Genomic DNA, 15848 nt, shown 5'->3' with positions numbered 1-15848 from the left:
CACACCCGTTCCCATACCGAACACGGCAGTTAAGCTCTTCAGCGTCGATGGTAGTTGGGGGTTTCCCCCTGTGAGAGTAGAACGTCGCTTGGTTTTAAGTTTATTCCGCAGTAGCTCAGTGGTAGAGCACTCGGCTGTTAACCGAGTGGTCGTAGGTTCGAACCCTACCTGCGGAGCCATTTTTAACTTAATGCTTCCATAGCTCAGCAGGCAGAGTACTTCCATGGTAAGGAAGAGGTCACCGGTTCGAGCCCGGTTGGAAGCTTAGGAAAAGTTGTACTGGCCCGTTGGTCAAGCGGTTAAGACACCGCCCTTTCACGGCGGTAACACGGGTTCGAGTCCCGTACGGGTCACCATTTATATTACGGAGGATTAGCTCAGCTGGGAGAGCACCTGCCTTACAAGCAGGGGGTCGGCGGTTCGAGCCCGTCATCCTCCACCATCTAATTTAATAAATACCGGAGGGGTAGCGAAGTGGCTAAACGCGGCGGACTGTAAATCCGCTCCCTGTGGGTTCGGCGGTTCGAATCCGTCCCCCTCCACCATTTATTGTTGGGCTATAGCCAAGCGGTAAGGCAACGGATTTTGATTCCGTCATGCCCTGGTTCGAATCCAGGTAGCCCAGCCATTTTTTTATTTTATCGTAATTTTATTGCGAGCCATTAGCTCAGTAGGTAGAGCATCTGACTTTTAATCAGAGGGTCGAAGGTTCGAATCCTTCATGGCTCACTCTTTTTTTTTATGTGCGGAAGTAGTTCAGTGGTAGAATACAACCTTGCCAAGGTTGGGGTCGCGGGTTCGAGCCCCGTCTTCCGCTCCATTCGCATATACATAAATAGTGGGGCCTTAGCTCAGCTGGGAGAGCGCCTGCCTTGCACGCAGGAGGTCAGCGGTTCGATCCCGCTAGGCTCCACCAATATACATAAAGTTAAACCTTAGTCATTTGACTAAGGTTTTTTGTTGTTTATAATCATATGTTATAGTAATTCAAAAGCTAAAAATGCATATGTATACAAAAAAATGTCGAGTTGACCCATTTGTTTCAAAAGATTTAAACTATTAATATAATTAATAACTTTAACAGTCAAAAAATTATATTTTTTCAAAACAAAGTAAGCGTTTTCTTTTATGAATTCAATAGATGGGGGAAATAAAAATGTTAAAAGATATTTCAATTATTGGAGTACCACTAGATTTAGGACAAACTAGACGTGGAGTAGATATGGGACCAAGTGCAATTAGATATGCACAATTACACGAACGTATTGAAAGAATGTCTTATCAAGTAGAAGACTTAGGCGATATTTTAGTAGAACGTACACCAGTTAAAGAAGATAATTCAGAACATAATTTAAAGAACTTAAAATCTGTAAAAGAAACATGTGAAAAGCTTGCTGCTGAAGTAGATGAAGTTATTAAAAGAAACAGAATGCCACTAGTACTTGGCGGTGATCATAGTATTGCTATCGGTACATTAGCAGGTGTATCAAAACATTATAATAATCTAGGATTAATTTGGTTTGATGCACATGGAGATTTAAATACTGCTGAAACATCTCCTTCTGGTAATATTCATGGTATGTCATTAGCTGTTTCTTTAGGTCATGGCCACGATTTATTAACGAAAATAGGTGGTTACTTCCCTAAAGTAAAACCAGAGAACGTGATCATTATTGGCGCACGTGATCTTGATGAAGGTGAAAGAGCCATTATTAAAGAATTAGGAATTAAAGTTTATACAATGCATGAAATTGATAAATTAGGAATGACAAAAGTAATGGAAGAAAGCATTGACCACTTAAAAGGGTGTGACGGTGTACACTTATCATTAGATCTTGATGGTTTAGATCCAATTCACGTTCCTGGAGTGGGCACACCTGTTCCTGGAGGAATCACTTATAGAGAAGGTCACTTAGCAATGGAAATGTTATCTGATGCTGATATCATTACTTCAATTGAATTCGTAGAAGTTAACCCAATTTTAGACGAAAGAAATAGAACAGCAATCGTTGCCGTTGCATTAATAGGCTCATTATTAGGTGAGAAGTTACTATAATTATTTCAACAATAAAAAGCTAGCATTCGCTAGCTTTTTTGTTTTATAAAAATAGTTTGGGAACTGTCCTTCAAAATAAGATATGAATTGTTGACCATTCTCTTATTAAAATAGAGAGCCAACATATATAATTCTGTAATTTTGTTTAATATAACTAAAATAGTCGTTAAAGTATTGTTAATATAATTAATAACTCACAAATTTTGTGTATTGCAAAAATATGATATAATACTCAAGATACAGTTTTATTCTATAGAATTTGGAGGGTAAAAGATGCCTTCTTTACATATAAATTTTTTACAGTATTTACAGAATGGATTAGATATCCTAATAGTCTGGTTTGTTATATATAGATTAATTATCATTATTCAAGGGACGAAGGCAGTCCAACTCTTAAAAGGTGTAACAATCATTATTGTCGTAAAAGTATTAAGCAGCCTATTTGGCTTGCATACTTTACAATTTTTAATGGATCAAGCATTAACATGGGGATTCTTGGCGGTTATTATTATCTTTCAACCAGAATTAAGGAGAGCACTAGAACAGCTTGGACGTGGCCGTTTCTTCTCTAGAACGACAGGTAGTGGAATTAATGACCGAAATGATATTGTTGAGAACATTGCAAAAGCCACTGAATACATGGCTAAACGAAGAATAGGTGCACTTATTTCATTTGAGAGACAAACAGGTATGGGTGACTACATAGAGTCCGGTATTCGTATGAATGCTAATTTATCATCAGAATTACTGATTAATATCTTTATACCAAATACACCACTACATGACGGAGCGATAATTATACAAGGTGAAAAGATAACAGCAGCAGCCTGTTATTTACCTTTGTCTGAGAGTGCATTTATTTCAAAGGAATTAGGAACGAGACATCGAGCAGCAGTCGGTATCAGTGAAGTTACTGACAGTATTACGATAGTAGTTTCTGAGGAAACAGGTGCAGTTTCAGTAGCAAGGAATGGAAACCTATACAGAGAATTATCAAAAGAAGAGCTTATAAACTTATTGAATACTGAACTAAAATCACCAGAAGAGTCCACTACATCTAAATGGAATTGGAAGGTGAAACGTAATGGATAATTTTATGGATAATCGTTGGATATTAAGAGGAATCGCTTTACTAGTAACATTATTACTTTTCATGTCTGTCAATCTAGTTCCACAATCAAGTACATCGGGATTAGGAGACATACCGTTTGTTAATAATAAAGAATTAGTGCGAGACGTACCAGTGACGCCTATTTACGATCAACGTAATCTAATTGTAACTGGAATTCCAAAGAATGTTTCAGTGCAATTAGATGGGCCAAATAGTATTGTAAAAACTGCTGAAATGAAGAAGGATTTTGAAGTATATTTGGATCTAACTTCTTATGCTCTAGGTACATATGAAGTTCCTTTAAAAATTAGAAATATTTCAGACAAAATAAAGGCAACTATTAAACCAAGAACAGTTAGAGTGACAATTAATGAAAAAATTGAAAAAGCAGTTTCAGTTAAAGTTGTTTATCTAAATGAAAAAAGGATTAAACATGGCTATAAGGCAGAAAATGCAATTGTTAAACCTGGTTTAGTGACAATAGTAGGATCAAGAGATGAAGTTTCACAAGTGGCATATGCAACTGTTGGTGTGGATGTTACTGATGCGAATCAGACATTTAGTCAGGTTTTACCTGTTAGATTATACAATAAAAAAGGTGTTCAACTTCCGTTCACTACAAGTCCAAGAAAAGTTGAAGTAACTGTCCCTATTGTTTCTGAAAGTGCTAGCTTCCCGATTAAGTTAGTGCAAACAGGAACACTTAAGGATGGTTTAAAACTAAGTAGTCTTGCTAGTAAAGTTAATGCATTAAGAATTTATGCGTCTAAAGATTGGTTGGACAAGTTTAACGGTCCTATAGAAGTGCCAGTTGACATATCTTCATTTAATCAAAGTGGTACATATGAAGTTAATGTACCTACGCCAAATGGAGCATTTAGAGTTGACTCTAGCACGATTAATGTAGACGTTAATTTTGATCAAGAAACGGAAAAGAAATTTAGTAATATCCCTATTAATTTAGTGGGTGAAAATAATCAATTTGAATATAAGTTTACTAAGCCCCCGTTAGGAAAAGTAGTAGTTACTGCCAAGGGATTTAAGGATGACTTGGATGCGATTAATCCAAGCGATTTAAATATTACAGCAAAAGTTAATGGACTAGATCCAGGAACTAGAGATGTAGCGCTTACTATTACCGGCCCAAAAGGAGTTATATATAGTTTAGAGTTTGATACAATAACGATTGAAATTACTGATAAAAAATCTGCTCAAACTGATGAAAATGTGAATTCAGGCGATGTAGGACAGTCATCGAATTAGAAGGAGAGTTAAAATGGGTAAATATTTTGGTACTGATGGTGTAAGAGGAGTTGCAAATAAAGAGTTAACTCCTGAATTAGCATATAAGATTGGACGCTGTGGCGGTTATGTATTAACTAAAAACAATGTCAAACCTAAAATTATTGTTGGGCGTGACACACGTGTATCAGGACATATGCTTGAAGGAGCACTAGTTGCAGGTTTATTATCAATTGGTGCTGAAGTTATGAGATTAGGTGTTATTTCTACTCCAGGTGTTGCCTATTTAACAAAAGCACTTGGAGCACAAGCGGGTGTTATGATTTCAGCTTCACATAATCCTGTTGCAGATAATGGGATTAAGTTTTTTGGTCCAGACGGTTTTAAATTGTTGGATGAGCAAGAAGATGAAATTGAAGAGCTAATGGATGCAGAAGTTGATCGTCTACCAAGACCAACTGGAAATGATTTATGTCAAGTTAGTGATTATTTTGAAGGTGGTCAAAAATATCTACAATTCCTTAAAAACACAATTGATGAAGATTTCTCTGGCCTATTAGTTGCTCTAGATTGTGCACACGGTGCCACTTCTTCATTAGCGCCATATTTATTCGCAGATTTAGAAGCAGATATTGTTACAATGGGAACGAATCCTAATGGATTTAATATAAACGATGGTGTAGGTTCTACACATCCTGAAGCTTTAGCAGTTCTTGTAAAGGAAAAAGGTGCTGACATCGGTTTATCATTCGATGGTGATGGAGATCGTCTAATTGCAATCGATGAAAATGGTGAAATCGTTGATGGTGACCAAATAATGTATATTTGTGCAAAATATTTAAATGAAAAAGGTCGTCTAAAACAAAACACAATTGTATCAACTGTTATGAGTAACTTAGGCTTCTACAAAGCAGTAGAAACGAATGGGATGAAAAGTGCAGTTACAGGTGTTGGAGATCGCTATGTAATGGAAGAGATGAGAAAGAATGGGTTCAATCTTGGCGGTGAGCAATCTGGTCACATCATCTTTTTAGATCATATAACGACTGGTGATGGTATGTTAAGTGCGATTCAGCTCGTAAGTATTGTTAAAGAAACAGGTAAAACTTTATCACAATTAGCTGGAGAAATGAAAAAGTATCCACAATTATTAATTAATGTTCGTGTTACAGATAAAAATGAAGCACTTAATAACGAACGCATTAAAGCAATCATTTCAGAGGTAGAAGAAGAAATGAACGGCAATGGTCGTATTTTAGTTCGTCCTTCTGGTACTGAGCCACTTATTCGTGTAATGGCTGAGGCTCCTTCTGAGGCAGAATGTAAACAATATGTTGAACGTATTGTTGCTATTGTAAAAGAAGAAGTTGGCGAATAATATAAATTAAAAAAATATGCATTGATGAGCACTTTTGTGTAAGTCTATGCATATTTTTGTTATATACAGCTATTCTATAACTTTTATCAACATATTTTTGTTGACCATTTTTAATACAGTATAGTATAGTTGTTTTATTGTTTTCCTAACAAGGAAGGAGTATAGAAATAAAAAAGTATTAAAAAAGCGCCAGAACTACACTAGACGTGAATGTGTAGTTGACGAGGTGGAGTTTTATCGAAGTTTCGGCGGATGACTCCCGGTTGCTGTATCACAACCGAAATTATTTATGTAAAACACATGGGTGACTGTGTGCACAAACGTAAATAATCTGATACACCGTTTAAAATCAAAAAATGAACTCGCTAATGAGCGGAATATGAAAGGTAGGTGGATATTGCTTGTAAGTCCTCTACCATTATTAAACATGACGAGGGAATAGAAAATTAAATAGTTAAACGGTTAGGAAAACAGCGTTCCATTCCTATACATTTTGTATGTCTTGTTTTAGGACTTACTAAGCAATAGTTAATTATGTGTGGAATCGTTGGATATATTGGAAATGATAATGCGAAAGAAATTTTATTAAAAGGTTTAGAAAAATTAGAGTATCGTGGTTACGATTCTGCTGGGATTTCTCTTTTAACTGACAATGGTGTAGAAGTTTATAAAGAAAAAGGTAGAATTGCAGTATTACGTAAATCAATCCCTACAAAAACGGACGGAAACGTTGGAATTGGTCATACAAGATGGGCAACGCATGGTGCTCCAAGTAAACGTAATGCGCATCCTCACCAAAGCTCTACTGAACGTTTTACACTTGTTCATAATGGCGTTATCGAGAACGATGTACAATTAAAAAACGATTATTTAAATGATATTGAATTTACAAGTGATACAGATACTGAAGTAATTGTTCAGTTAGTTGAACTGCATATTAAAAAAGGTTTATCTGTACTTGATGCTTTTAGAGAAACACTTAAGCTTCTGAAAGGTTCATATGCAATTGCATTATTAGATAAACAAAACGATGATGTAATTTATGTAGCAAAAAACAAAAGTCCATTACTAGTTGGTGTTGGTGAAGAGTTTAATGTTATTGCATCTGATGCGATGGCAATGCTACAAATTACTGATCAATTTATTGAATTAATGGATAAAGAGGTTATTTTACTTACTAAAGATCGTGTTCAATTAATGGACCTTAACGGAAATGTTAAAGAACGTTCTCCATATACTGCAGAAATTGATGCTAGCGATATCGAAAAAGGAACTTACCCTCATTTCATGTTAAAAGAAACAGATGAGCAACCTTTAGTAATCCGTAATATTATCCAAAAGTACCAAGATGAAAACGGCGAGCTTGTAATTGACTCAGAAATTAAAGCGGCTTTAGCAGAAGCTGACAGATTATATATTGTTGCTTGTGGAACTAGTTATCATGCTGGTCTTGTTGGAAAACAATTTATTGAAAAAATGGCGGGAGTACCTGTAGAAGTACATGTTGCAAGTGAATTCTCTTACAATATGCCACTGCTTTCAGAAAAACCATTATTCATTTATATTTCACAAAGCGGTGAAACTGCTGATAGTAGAGCATGTTTAGTACAAACAAATAAATTAGGTCATAAAGCAATTACACTTACAAACGTTCCAGGATCAACATTATCACGTGAGGCTGATTTCACTCTTCCTTTACACGCAGGTCCTGAAATCGCTGTTGCATCAACGAAAGCTTACACTGCACAATTAGCAGTACTTGCAATTGTTGCAAATGCTCTTGCAAAAGAAAAAGGAAAAACAGTTAACTTTAACCTGGTTAAAGAACTTGGAATTGTAGCAAATGCAATGGAATCAATTACAAACCAAAAAGAAGAGTTTGAAAAAATTGCTACAGAATATTTAGCTACAACTCGTAATGCATTCTTCATCGGTCGTAACGTAGATTACTTCGTTTGCTTAGAAGGCGCATTAAAACTAAAAGAAATTTCTTACATCCAAGCAGAAGGATTTGCTGGTGGAGAGTTAAAACACGGTACAATTGCTCTAATCGAAGAAGGGACTCCAATCTTCGCATTAGCAACACAAGAATCAGTAAACTTAAACATTCGTGGAAATGTAAAAGAGGTTGTTGCTCGTGGTGCTAACCCTTGTATCATTTCTATGGAAGGATTAAATATGGAAGGCGATCGCTTCATTTTACCAAAAGTACAAGAGGAATTATCTCCAATCCTTTCAGTCGTACCATTACAATTAATTTCTTACTATGCTGCTTTACATCGTGGTTGTGATGTTGATAAACCACGTAATCTTGCAAAATCAGTTACTGTTGAATAATCAAATTAGTAATCTTAAAGTTTATTAAAAAACAGATTTGAAAATAAAAACTGAGCAGGGAGTGTAAAATGATGACCAAATTTAACGATGAAAATATCATCCCTACAAAAGACGATTTTCACGTTAGTGAAGTTGATGAGCGTGTTGTAATAAGAAAACCAATTAAATAACTTTCAATTTAAAATACAGGGGACTAGTGGTGATAACCATTAGTCCTTTTTTTATTTTGAACATGATAATACATACAAGCTAAACTTCTGAAGTTTTAAAAACAAAAATGTAACAAAACTAAGAATAAACTTAGATCAATCAATCCTTCATAAGAATATGGAATACTAAGCAGGAGTGAAAAATGATGATAAAAATTTACGATGAAAACTTCATTCCAACAAAAGATGACTTTCATGTTAGTGAAGTTGATGAACGTGTTGTTATAAGAAAACCAGATCAGGTTGAACTTTAATAGAAGAGAGGCTAAGTTGAAATCTAAATTTTCAGCAGCCTCTTTTTTGTTGCTTCCGAAAACACCATCTCCCAGCTAAAATCTAACTTTCAGATAAAAATCATAGCTCCATTATCGGATCACGTGATAATTTTTATAAATTTTATTTCCATTCATAGTTTTACTTATTGCCAATATTTACGAATATCCACATGATATTCGTACAAATTAGTAAAGAGGTGATGTATATGAGGTTTAAATCAATTCAAGATAATATTGATTTTCAAAAACGTAGCCTAAAAAAATTAAATAAAACGATCACTCTTTTCTATTTAAATTCAGTTTGTGATGGGAATAAAATTACTGAACTTCTTATTACACCTTTTTACGAATTTGAATCATTTGTTTTATATAAAAACTATCTTAAAACATTAAATGATTGGGAGATCGTTTCAGAAGAATTGGTCATGATTGAAAAGATTCTAAACGGAAGTATTATTATAAATTTAGATGAAATAAACTACTCAGTTACAATTAGCGAATTTAGTGCAAGTTCTGTCGGAGTGTCAACCGAAGAAAATGTGTTACAAGGACCAAAGGACGGATTAAATGAAAAAATTGATGTATCTTTAAACTTGATTCGAAATCGATATAGAAAGAGTACTTTAAAGGTTGAAAACTACATTGTCGGAAATCTATCAAAAACAAAAGTGCTTGTGTTATATGATGAGAACTTAATAGATAGTAATGTATACAAACACCTCATAGAAAAAGTAAAAGGGATACATATTGATGTATTGCAATCCTGCGGTCAGCTTCAAAAATTACTAATGAATAATAAGTGGAGTCTCTTTCCACTTTTTCTATCGACAGAGCGGCCAGATCGAGTCGTATTTAATCTATCGGCTGGAAAAATAATTTTACTTGTTGAGGGAACGCCATGGGCGCTAATTGGACCTGCGACTTTCTCCGACTTTTTCAAATCGATGGATGATACAGTGGAACTAACGGTAGTATCGAAGTTTTTTATTTCAATCCGGTATATAGCTTTAATGATTACTGTGTTTTTACCAGCTATTTATGTTGCAGTTATTTCTTATTCTCCAGAAGTTTTACAAGTCCAATTCGCTTTACTCGTTGCCGGAAGTAGAATGTCAGTACCGTTTCCTTCTTATATTGAAATTCTTTTTCTAATGTTAATGGCAGAATTTCTAATAGAAGCAAGTTTAAGGCTACCTAAATCAATTAGTTCTACAGCTACTACTGTAGGGGGATTAATTTTAGGACAAACAGCTTCACAAGCAGGTCTAGTAGCCGACATCATGATTATCGTTGTTTCATTAGTTGCCATCTCTTTATTTAGTATTCCTATTAATGCGATGCATCAAGCAATTAGAATTGTTCGATATCCGATTATACTATTTGCCTCATTGTTTGGGATGATTGGCGTTATAGTAGGTACACTAGCTATTCTTTGTCATTTATGTAATTTAAGAAGCTTAGGAAAACCTTATTTGACACTTTTTAATAAAAATTAAATAATGGGGTGTGTTTTTTGCTAGGGAAAAGATATATTACATACCTATTTTATTTAAATACAGTTATTAGCATAACTGCATTTGGGCCACAAATATTGTATAGGAATAGTTTAAACGGAAGTATTACAAGTATTGGTTTGGCCATTATAGTAGGTGGCTTTTTTATTTATTTTTTACAAAAGTTATTTAGTAAATTTCCTGAACAAAATATTAGTCAAATCATAAAAAATGTAGTTCCCGACTGGTGTCGAAAATGCTACATCATTTATTGCTTAATTTTTTGGTACTTGACGGGTGCTTTATTTATTATTGCGTTAATTCATGTTGTAAATATTTTCATCAATCCAAATACCCCAATCTTAATAACTTATATTGTGTTTCTCTTAGTAATAGTTTTTGCGATTTTACTAAAAACAGAATCATTATTATACGTTACAGAAATACTCGTGATACTTCACATTCCAATTGTTCTATTTGTGCTTATAAGATTTTTGACTGATCGTTTTGTTGTAGTTGATTCCCTATATCAATCTGTTAACTATTTTAAACATTTACCGAAAATCAGTGCGTTCACTGCTGCCCTATTTGTCTTTACGGGCTTCTCTAATTTAATTATTTTTAATGAAAAAATAAATTTAAATTTTATAACCAAAAGATTTCTTCTCTGGATCTTTCTATGTGGGATGTTTATTATCTGCAGTAATTATTTAATACCAATCGGATACTTAGGCTTAAACGGTGTTAGAAAAGAAGTGTTTGTTTGGTTAACGACTGTTGATAGTATGCATTTTGATTATTTGATTGTAGAGAGAGTTATTTATATTCTACTGTTTGGCCAAATTTTTATTTCATTAATATACATTATACTTAGCTGGCATACCTCATTAGAGCTTTTTAAAACGCTCAATTTAAGCTATGGAGGATCTTATAAATGGATATTAATTTCCTTCTTTATCTGTTTAACTACAGTTATTCAACTTCTTATAAGAGATACAGACTTAGTAAAATATTTTACAATGTTTTTCAATTTAAATGCCTTCACAAACTTCTTATTAATCATCTCATTATTGTATGCGTCAATAAAAAAAAGGCACGTTACTTAAGTCTTTGTTTTTTTATGATTGGTGCAACGCTGCTATTATCTGGATGCACCTTTAAAGATATTGATAAGAGAGCATTCGTAACATCTATTGGGATTGATCAATCTGAGAATCCTGAAAAAAAATATAAAGTGATGATTAAAGTAGCAATTCCGAATGGAGACCCGAAAATACCGAAATCAGAATTTCTTATTCTCACAGCAAATACTGACTCGATTTCAGAAGGTCTTAACTTAATGAAGTCACAGATTGATAAAGAATTGGTATATGGACATAGTAGTACGATTGTGATTGGAGAAAAATTAGCCAAAAGTAATATACAGCCGTTATTAGAGTTTTTTGTAAGAAGACCTGATATTCAAATGACGTCTTATTTAAGCGTTGCTAAACCGAATGCACTTGAAGTGCTTAACTTTAAGCCTATACAAGAACAAGTATCAGGCGGTGTTTTGAAATCATATTTTGATTTTAGTAGAACTGAATCGCCGTACATAGATCCAGTTTGTCTTTTCGACGCATATAGGAGAGAAACAGAAGACGGAATAGATATCGCCATGCCTATAATTGAATCAAATAAAAAGGATTTATTAGTAGATCGAATAGCATTATTTGATAAGAGTAAAATGATTATGGAGCTCAGTCCAAGTGAATCAGAAACCTATCGACTTTTAACGACTGGAATTTACGATGAGAGCTTAAAGGTCAAAAACAAGAAAGTTATGTATGTAATGAATTTAGAAAAAGGTAAGGCAAATTACAAATTAAAACATCAAAATAAAAATATAGTCGCCAATTATACGATTAAGGTGAGAGCGGTTATAGAAGAAAAGATTGATGGCTTGGATTCGATCAAAGAAAGTGACATATCAGAACTAAATAAGCAACTGGAAGATAAAATTAATGCAGAGACTAAAGCTTTACTTAGTAAAATAAAAGAAAAAGACATTGATCCAATCGGTTTTGGTTTAAGATACTTATCTAGGAATAGCGAAAATAGAAATTTATCATTATGGAACAAAAAGTACAATAACCTAGCCTTTAAGATTAAGTCTAAAGTAAAAATTAAAGGGACCGGGTTTATTAATTGAGGCCTATAAATAGATTTACGTAAAAAGAGATAGGAAAGCAGATAAAAATCTGTTACCTATCTTTTTTTAATAAGCAAAACTAATTTTTCGTTTTCACCATAATTTCACCATACTCTATTAGAATTCAATTTATTAAGAAATGAGAGGAGGGAAATAACATGAATAAAAGAGTAAGGAGAATATTTACATGGGTCTCTATAACAGCAGTTTTTGTTTTAGGGGTACATTTTTTTCTTAGATTACTAGGTGGTTTTCATGAAAGACGTTTTGCTGATCAACATTCAATGTACATGGATAGAGACGGTCGAAACGAATTTAGATCACATCAGATGATGCATGGTCCACACCATTTTCATGACTTTTCTTGGATTGGTTTAGTATTATTCCTTTTAATCGCATTTGCGGTAGTGACTTTTATCTTTAAAAAATTAGTTAAAAAGGGACAAGCTAGCCAGGTTAATCAAATTTCATTAGATACAACTAGTTTTAACATACCTATAAACAGAACAAACGCAGATTTATTGGATAAATGGGAAAAAAATCTATTATCAAAAAAGGAGAATAAATAAAATGGGCATTTTTAAAAGAATGAAATTAATATCGTTGGCTAAAGTGAATGGAGCATTGGATGGTTTAGAAGATCCAATCTCAATGTTGAATCAATATATAAGAGAAATGGAAGAAGATCTTTTGAAAGGTCAAGAAGCACTCTCTCGTCAAATCTATTTAGAGAATAAGCAAAAAGCACTGATTTTAGAGACAGAAGGGCTGGTAAACAAAAGAAGTGGACAAGCTAAGCTAGCTGTTGAAAATGGAGAAGACTCCATTGCAAAACTGGCAATACAGGAAAAACTTGTTCATGAAAAACAGCTAAGCCTATATACAGAGCAACTAAATACAATACAAAATCAAACTCAGTCACTTTATGAAAAATTAGATGAACTGAAAGGTAAATATGATGAATATCTGCATAAGAGACTGTTACTAGTTTCTAGAGCAAACATTGCAAAATCAATTAAACAAATTCAACAAACATCTGTTTCATTTAATTCAGAAACAATCGCCAATGGAATCTCCCGTGCAGAAGATCGAATACTTATGATGGAAGCAGAAGTACAAGCTCAAAATAAATTTGCATATCATAATAACCTATCTAATGGATATAAAGATAACGTAATGAGTGAAGAAATAGAAGAAGAGCTACAAAAGCTAAAACAGCATGCGGTGGAAACTGCGTAAGTTCATGATCTAAAAGAAATATCGGGGAGCACCGTATTAGTTAGCGGGTGCTTCCTTTTTTTTATAATTGATTTGAAAATGGAAAAGATGAAGAAGACAACCGAAAAATATAGAGATACTTATATAAAACAAGGGAGTAATTTTGATGATGAATATATTAGTAGCTGAAGATGATTTGAAACTTGGTGAGCTAATCAGTTATATGTTAAAGAAAAAAGCAGGTTATAAAGTAGAATGGGTTACAGATGGAGAAGAAGCTTACTACTACGCTACGAACAACCATTATCATGTATTAATATTAGATTGGATGATGCCAGGTGGAACAGGAATAGAAGTTTGTCATAGGTTACGCAAAGAAGGATATTCAGGAGCGATTTTAATCCTTACAGCTAAAGACGCCCTAGAAGACCGCATTGTAGGACTGGACTCAGGAGCTGATGATTATTTAGTTAAACCTTTTGAAATTGATGAACTACTAGCTCGATTAAGAGCACTTTCTAGGCGTAATTATGCTCCTATATTAGAGGAAGAAATTCTTATTAGTGATATGATTCTAAATCGTACAAGTCAATCAATCAGAGGTGGAGACACTGAAATACAATTAAGCCCTCGCGAATTTCAATTAGTTGATTTTTTAATACAAAATAAAGGGCAAGTATTACCTCGTGAAATTATTTTGGAGCGTGTATGGGGTTTTGATTCAGATGTTGCAATGAAAACGATTGATGCCACTGTTAAACTTCTTCGAAAGAAACTAGATTTGCTTGGTAAACAAGATTTGCTACAAAGCATTAGAGGGGTAGGATATAAATTTGATAACTAATCTTATTTCTACTTTACGTGATTTTCGTAATCGCGGAGGAAGAGATGTTTTTAAGCGCACGCAAAATCGCCTAACAATACTATATAGCGGACTTGTTATGCTTTTTCTAATTATATTCATCATCATAGTCTTTGCAGTGTTATATGTAGTCATAATGAATGATCAAAGACGTACAGTGGAATCATTGGCTACTCAAGAAGCAAAGATTATCGAAAACTATATGATTCAAAATCAACAAGGAAACCTCCAAGACGATAACCAAGAAGTAGTTTTAGCAGGTGTCGATCAATTTTTTTATTATGTAGTTAATCCAAATGGCGAATTAATAATGGGACAGGAGGATATCCCACAAATAAGGTCTAGGCTGTTTGGGCAAATAAAAGATTGGATTCCTAAAGGAAATGAAACCCGAAAATTAAAAATTAAATTAGAACATGAAGAGTTTGAAAAGGACATGAGAAAATTCCATGACCATGAAATACATGTTCCTTCAAATCGAAAAGAGATTAGTTTGATGGTTTCAGGTAAACCACTATTTTATAAGGGAAATATCATCGGTACAATCTATGTTGGAAAAGATATTTCGGATATTTACCATTTATTCAAATTTGTTGTCATTATACTGGTAGGCTTAACAATCGTATTTTCTGGGGTTGCACTATATATCAGTTATTTTATGTCAAAAAAAGCGATGATCCCTATCTTTAAATCATTTAACCGACAGCGCGTATTTGTTGCAGATGCTTCTCATGAATTAAGAACACCATTAAGTGTTTTATTATCGTCGATTGATGCAATGGAAATGACGATTGATACAGAGAAAGATGATTTTTCTCGAAAACTTTTATTTAATATGAAAGACGAAGTAAAAAGGATGACAAACTTAGTCAGCGGATTATTAACTTTAGCTCGTTCAGACTCAGATCAAGTTGAAATTAAATTAGAGAAGTTTGAATTTCGTTCCATTGCAGAAAAGGCGATTGTATCTCTACAACCGTTAGCTGCATCCAAACAAATCAATTTAAACTTAACTGCTCCAAAGAATGTAATCGCTGAAGGAGACTCTGAAAAGTTATCACAGCTCTTATATATATTAATAGATAATGGGATTAAGTATACGCCTATTGGAGGAGAGGTTCAGTTAGTTCTTTCGGATAAAGAAAATGAACTATGTATCCAAGTAACAGATACTGGTATTGGGATTAAACCGGAAGACCATGCCCGAATATTTGATCGTTTTTATCGATCTGATAAATCAAGATCTAGACAAATCGGTAGCCATGGTTTAGGCTTGGCGATTGCAAAATGGATTGTGGAAATTCATAATGGAACTATTCAAGTAAATAGTGAAGTGGGAAAAGGAAGTACGTTTACTATTCGGATTCCAACTTCTAAATAATAGTAAAAAGGCATAAGCAAGAGTAGAATAACCAATACAAAGAAGTAAAAAATATAAAAAGGTTAAATTTGAATGGAGTCGTTTCAGATTGTTTT

Annotated in this window: 12 protein-coding genes, 9 tRNA genes and 1 rRNA gene; all 22 read left to right on the top strand. The window is 33.8% G+C overall.

Going from position 1 to position 15848, the window contains the following annotated elements:
* Nucleotides 1–93: ribosomal RNA gene (rrf, locus tag ACFVRR_RS21970) — 5S ribosomal RNA — on the top strand; the annotation flags it as partial.
* Nucleotides 94–104: 11 nt separating this feature from the next.
* A tRNA-Asn gene (locus tag ACFVRR_RS21965) sits at nucleotides 105–179 on the top strand.
* A gap of 13 nt (nucleotides 180–192) precedes the next feature.
* Nucleotides 193–265: transfer RNA gene (locus ACFVRR_RS21960), tRNA-Thr, on the top strand.
* A gap of 16 nt (nucleotides 266–281) precedes the next feature.
* A tRNA-Glu gene (locus ACFVRR_RS21955) sits at nucleotides 282–356 on the top strand.
* 10 nt (nucleotides 357–366) lie between these two features.
* A tRNA-Val gene (locus tag ACFVRR_RS21950) sits at nucleotides 367–442 on the top strand.
* 18 nt (nucleotides 443–460) lie between these two features.
* A tRNA-Tyr gene (locus ACFVRR_RS21945) sits at nucleotides 461–545 on the top strand.
* Nucleotides 546–553: 8 nt separating this feature from the next.
* A tRNA-Gln gene (locus ACFVRR_RS21940) sits at nucleotides 554–628 on the top strand.
* A gap of 28 nt (nucleotides 629–656) precedes the next feature.
* Nucleotides 657–729, top strand: a tRNA-Lys gene (locus ACFVRR_RS21935).
* Between the two features lie 16 nt (nucleotides 730–745).
* Nucleotides 746–820: transfer RNA gene (locus ACFVRR_RS21930), tRNA-Gly, on the top strand.
* Between the two features lie 20 nt (nucleotides 821–840).
* A tRNA-Ala gene (locus ACFVRR_RS21925) sits at nucleotides 841–916 on the top strand.
* A 240-nt stretch (nucleotides 917–1156) separates the two neighbouring features.
* Nucleotides 1157–2056: an arginase gene (gene rocF / locus ACFVRR_RS21920; protein WP_088014518.1), complete on the top strand. Its 900-nt coding sequence runs from the start codon at nucleotides 1157–1159 to the stop codon at nucleotides 2054–2056.
* 273 nt (nucleotides 2057–2329) lie between these two features.
* Nucleotides 2330–3148 carry a diadenylate cyclase CdaA gene (cdaA, locus tag ACFVRR_RS21915; RefSeq protein ID WP_387332635.1) on the top strand — a complete coding sequence of 273 codons (819 nt, stop codon included), beginning with the start codon at nucleotides 2330–2332 and terminating at the stop codon, nucleotides 3146–3148.
* Nucleotides 3141–4430 carry a CdaR family protein gene (locus tag ACFVRR_RS21910; RefSeq protein ID WP_387332633.1) on the top strand — a complete coding sequence of 430 codons (1290 nt, stop codon included), beginning with the start codon at nucleotides 3141–3143 and terminating at the stop codon, nucleotides 4428–4430. The genes cdaA and ACFVRR_RS21910 overlap by 8 nt, the downstream gene beginning before the upstream one ends.
* A 13-nt stretch (nucleotides 4431–4443) precedes the next feature.
* Nucleotides 4444–5787, top strand: coding sequence for a phosphoglucosamine mutase (glmM, locus tag ACFVRR_RS21905; RefSeq protein WP_387332631.1), 1344 nt, complete (start codon nucleotides 4444–4446; stop codon nucleotides 5785–5787).
* Nucleotides 5788–6321: 534 nt separating this feature from the next.
* Nucleotides 6322–8124: a glutamine--fructose-6-phosphate transaminase (isomerizing) gene (glmS, locus tag ACFVRR_RS21900; protein ID WP_387332629.1), complete on the top strand. Its 1803-nt coding sequence runs from the start codon at nucleotides 6322–6324 to the stop codon at nucleotides 8122–8124.
* A gap of 690 nt (nucleotides 8125–8814) precedes the next feature.
* Entirely contained in the window at nucleotides 8815–10104 is a 1290-nt protein-coding gene (locus ACFVRR_RS21895; protein ID WP_387332627.1) for a spore germination protein, read from the top strand.
* A 17-nt stretch (nucleotides 10105–10121) separates the two neighbouring features.
* The gene (locus ACFVRR_RS21890; protein ID WP_387332625.1) at nucleotides 10122–11207 is read left to right on the top strand and encodes a GerAB/ArcD/ProY family transporter; all 1086 of its coding nucleotides are present in this window, start codon (nucleotides 10122–10124) and stop codon (nucleotides 11205–11207) included.
* Nucleotides 11208–11221: 14 nt separating this feature from the next.
* Nucleotides 11222–12292 (top strand): Ger(x)C family spore germination protein, encoded by a 1071-nt coding sequence (locus ACFVRR_RS21885; protein WP_387332624.1) that lies wholly within the window; start codon nucleotides 11222–11224, stop codon nucleotides 12290–12292.
* A 158-nt stretch (nucleotides 12293–12450) separates the two neighbouring features.
* On the top strand, nucleotides 12451–12861 hold the full coding sequence (locus ACFVRR_RS21880; RefSeq protein ID WP_387332622.1) for a hypothetical protein: 411 nt from the start codon (nucleotides 12451–12453) through the stop codon (nucleotides 12859–12861).
* A gap of 1 nt (nucleotide 12862) precedes the next feature.
* Nucleotides 12863–13531: a PspA/IM30 family protein gene (locus ACFVRR_RS21875; RefSeq protein ID WP_387332621.1), complete on the top strand. Its 669-nt coding sequence runs from the start codon at nucleotides 12863–12865 to the stop codon at nucleotides 13529–13531.
* A gap of 148 nt (nucleotides 13532–13679) precedes the next feature.
* Nucleotides 13680–14354, top strand: a complete 675-nt coding sequence (locus tag ACFVRR_RS21870; RefSeq protein WP_387332641.1) for a response regulator transcription factor — start codon at nucleotides 13680–13682, stop codon at nucleotides 14352–14354.
* Nucleotides 14344–15753 (top strand): sensor histidine kinase, encoded by a 1410-nt coding sequence (locus ACFVRR_RS21865; protein ID WP_387332619.1) that lies wholly within the window; start codon nucleotides 14344–14346, stop codon nucleotides 15751–15753. Before ACFVRR_RS21870 ends, ACFVRR_RS21865 begins: the two co-directional genes overlap by 11 nt.
* Nucleotides 15754–15848: the final 95 nt, after the last annotated feature.

The organism is Gottfriedia sp. NPDC057948, from assembly GCF_042887255.1.
Lineage (GTDB): Bacteria > Bacillota > Bacilli > Bacillales > Bacillaceae_G > Gottfriedia.
Note: the sequence above shows the minus strand (reverse complement) of the source record. Positions and strands in the feature narration are given on the sequence as shown.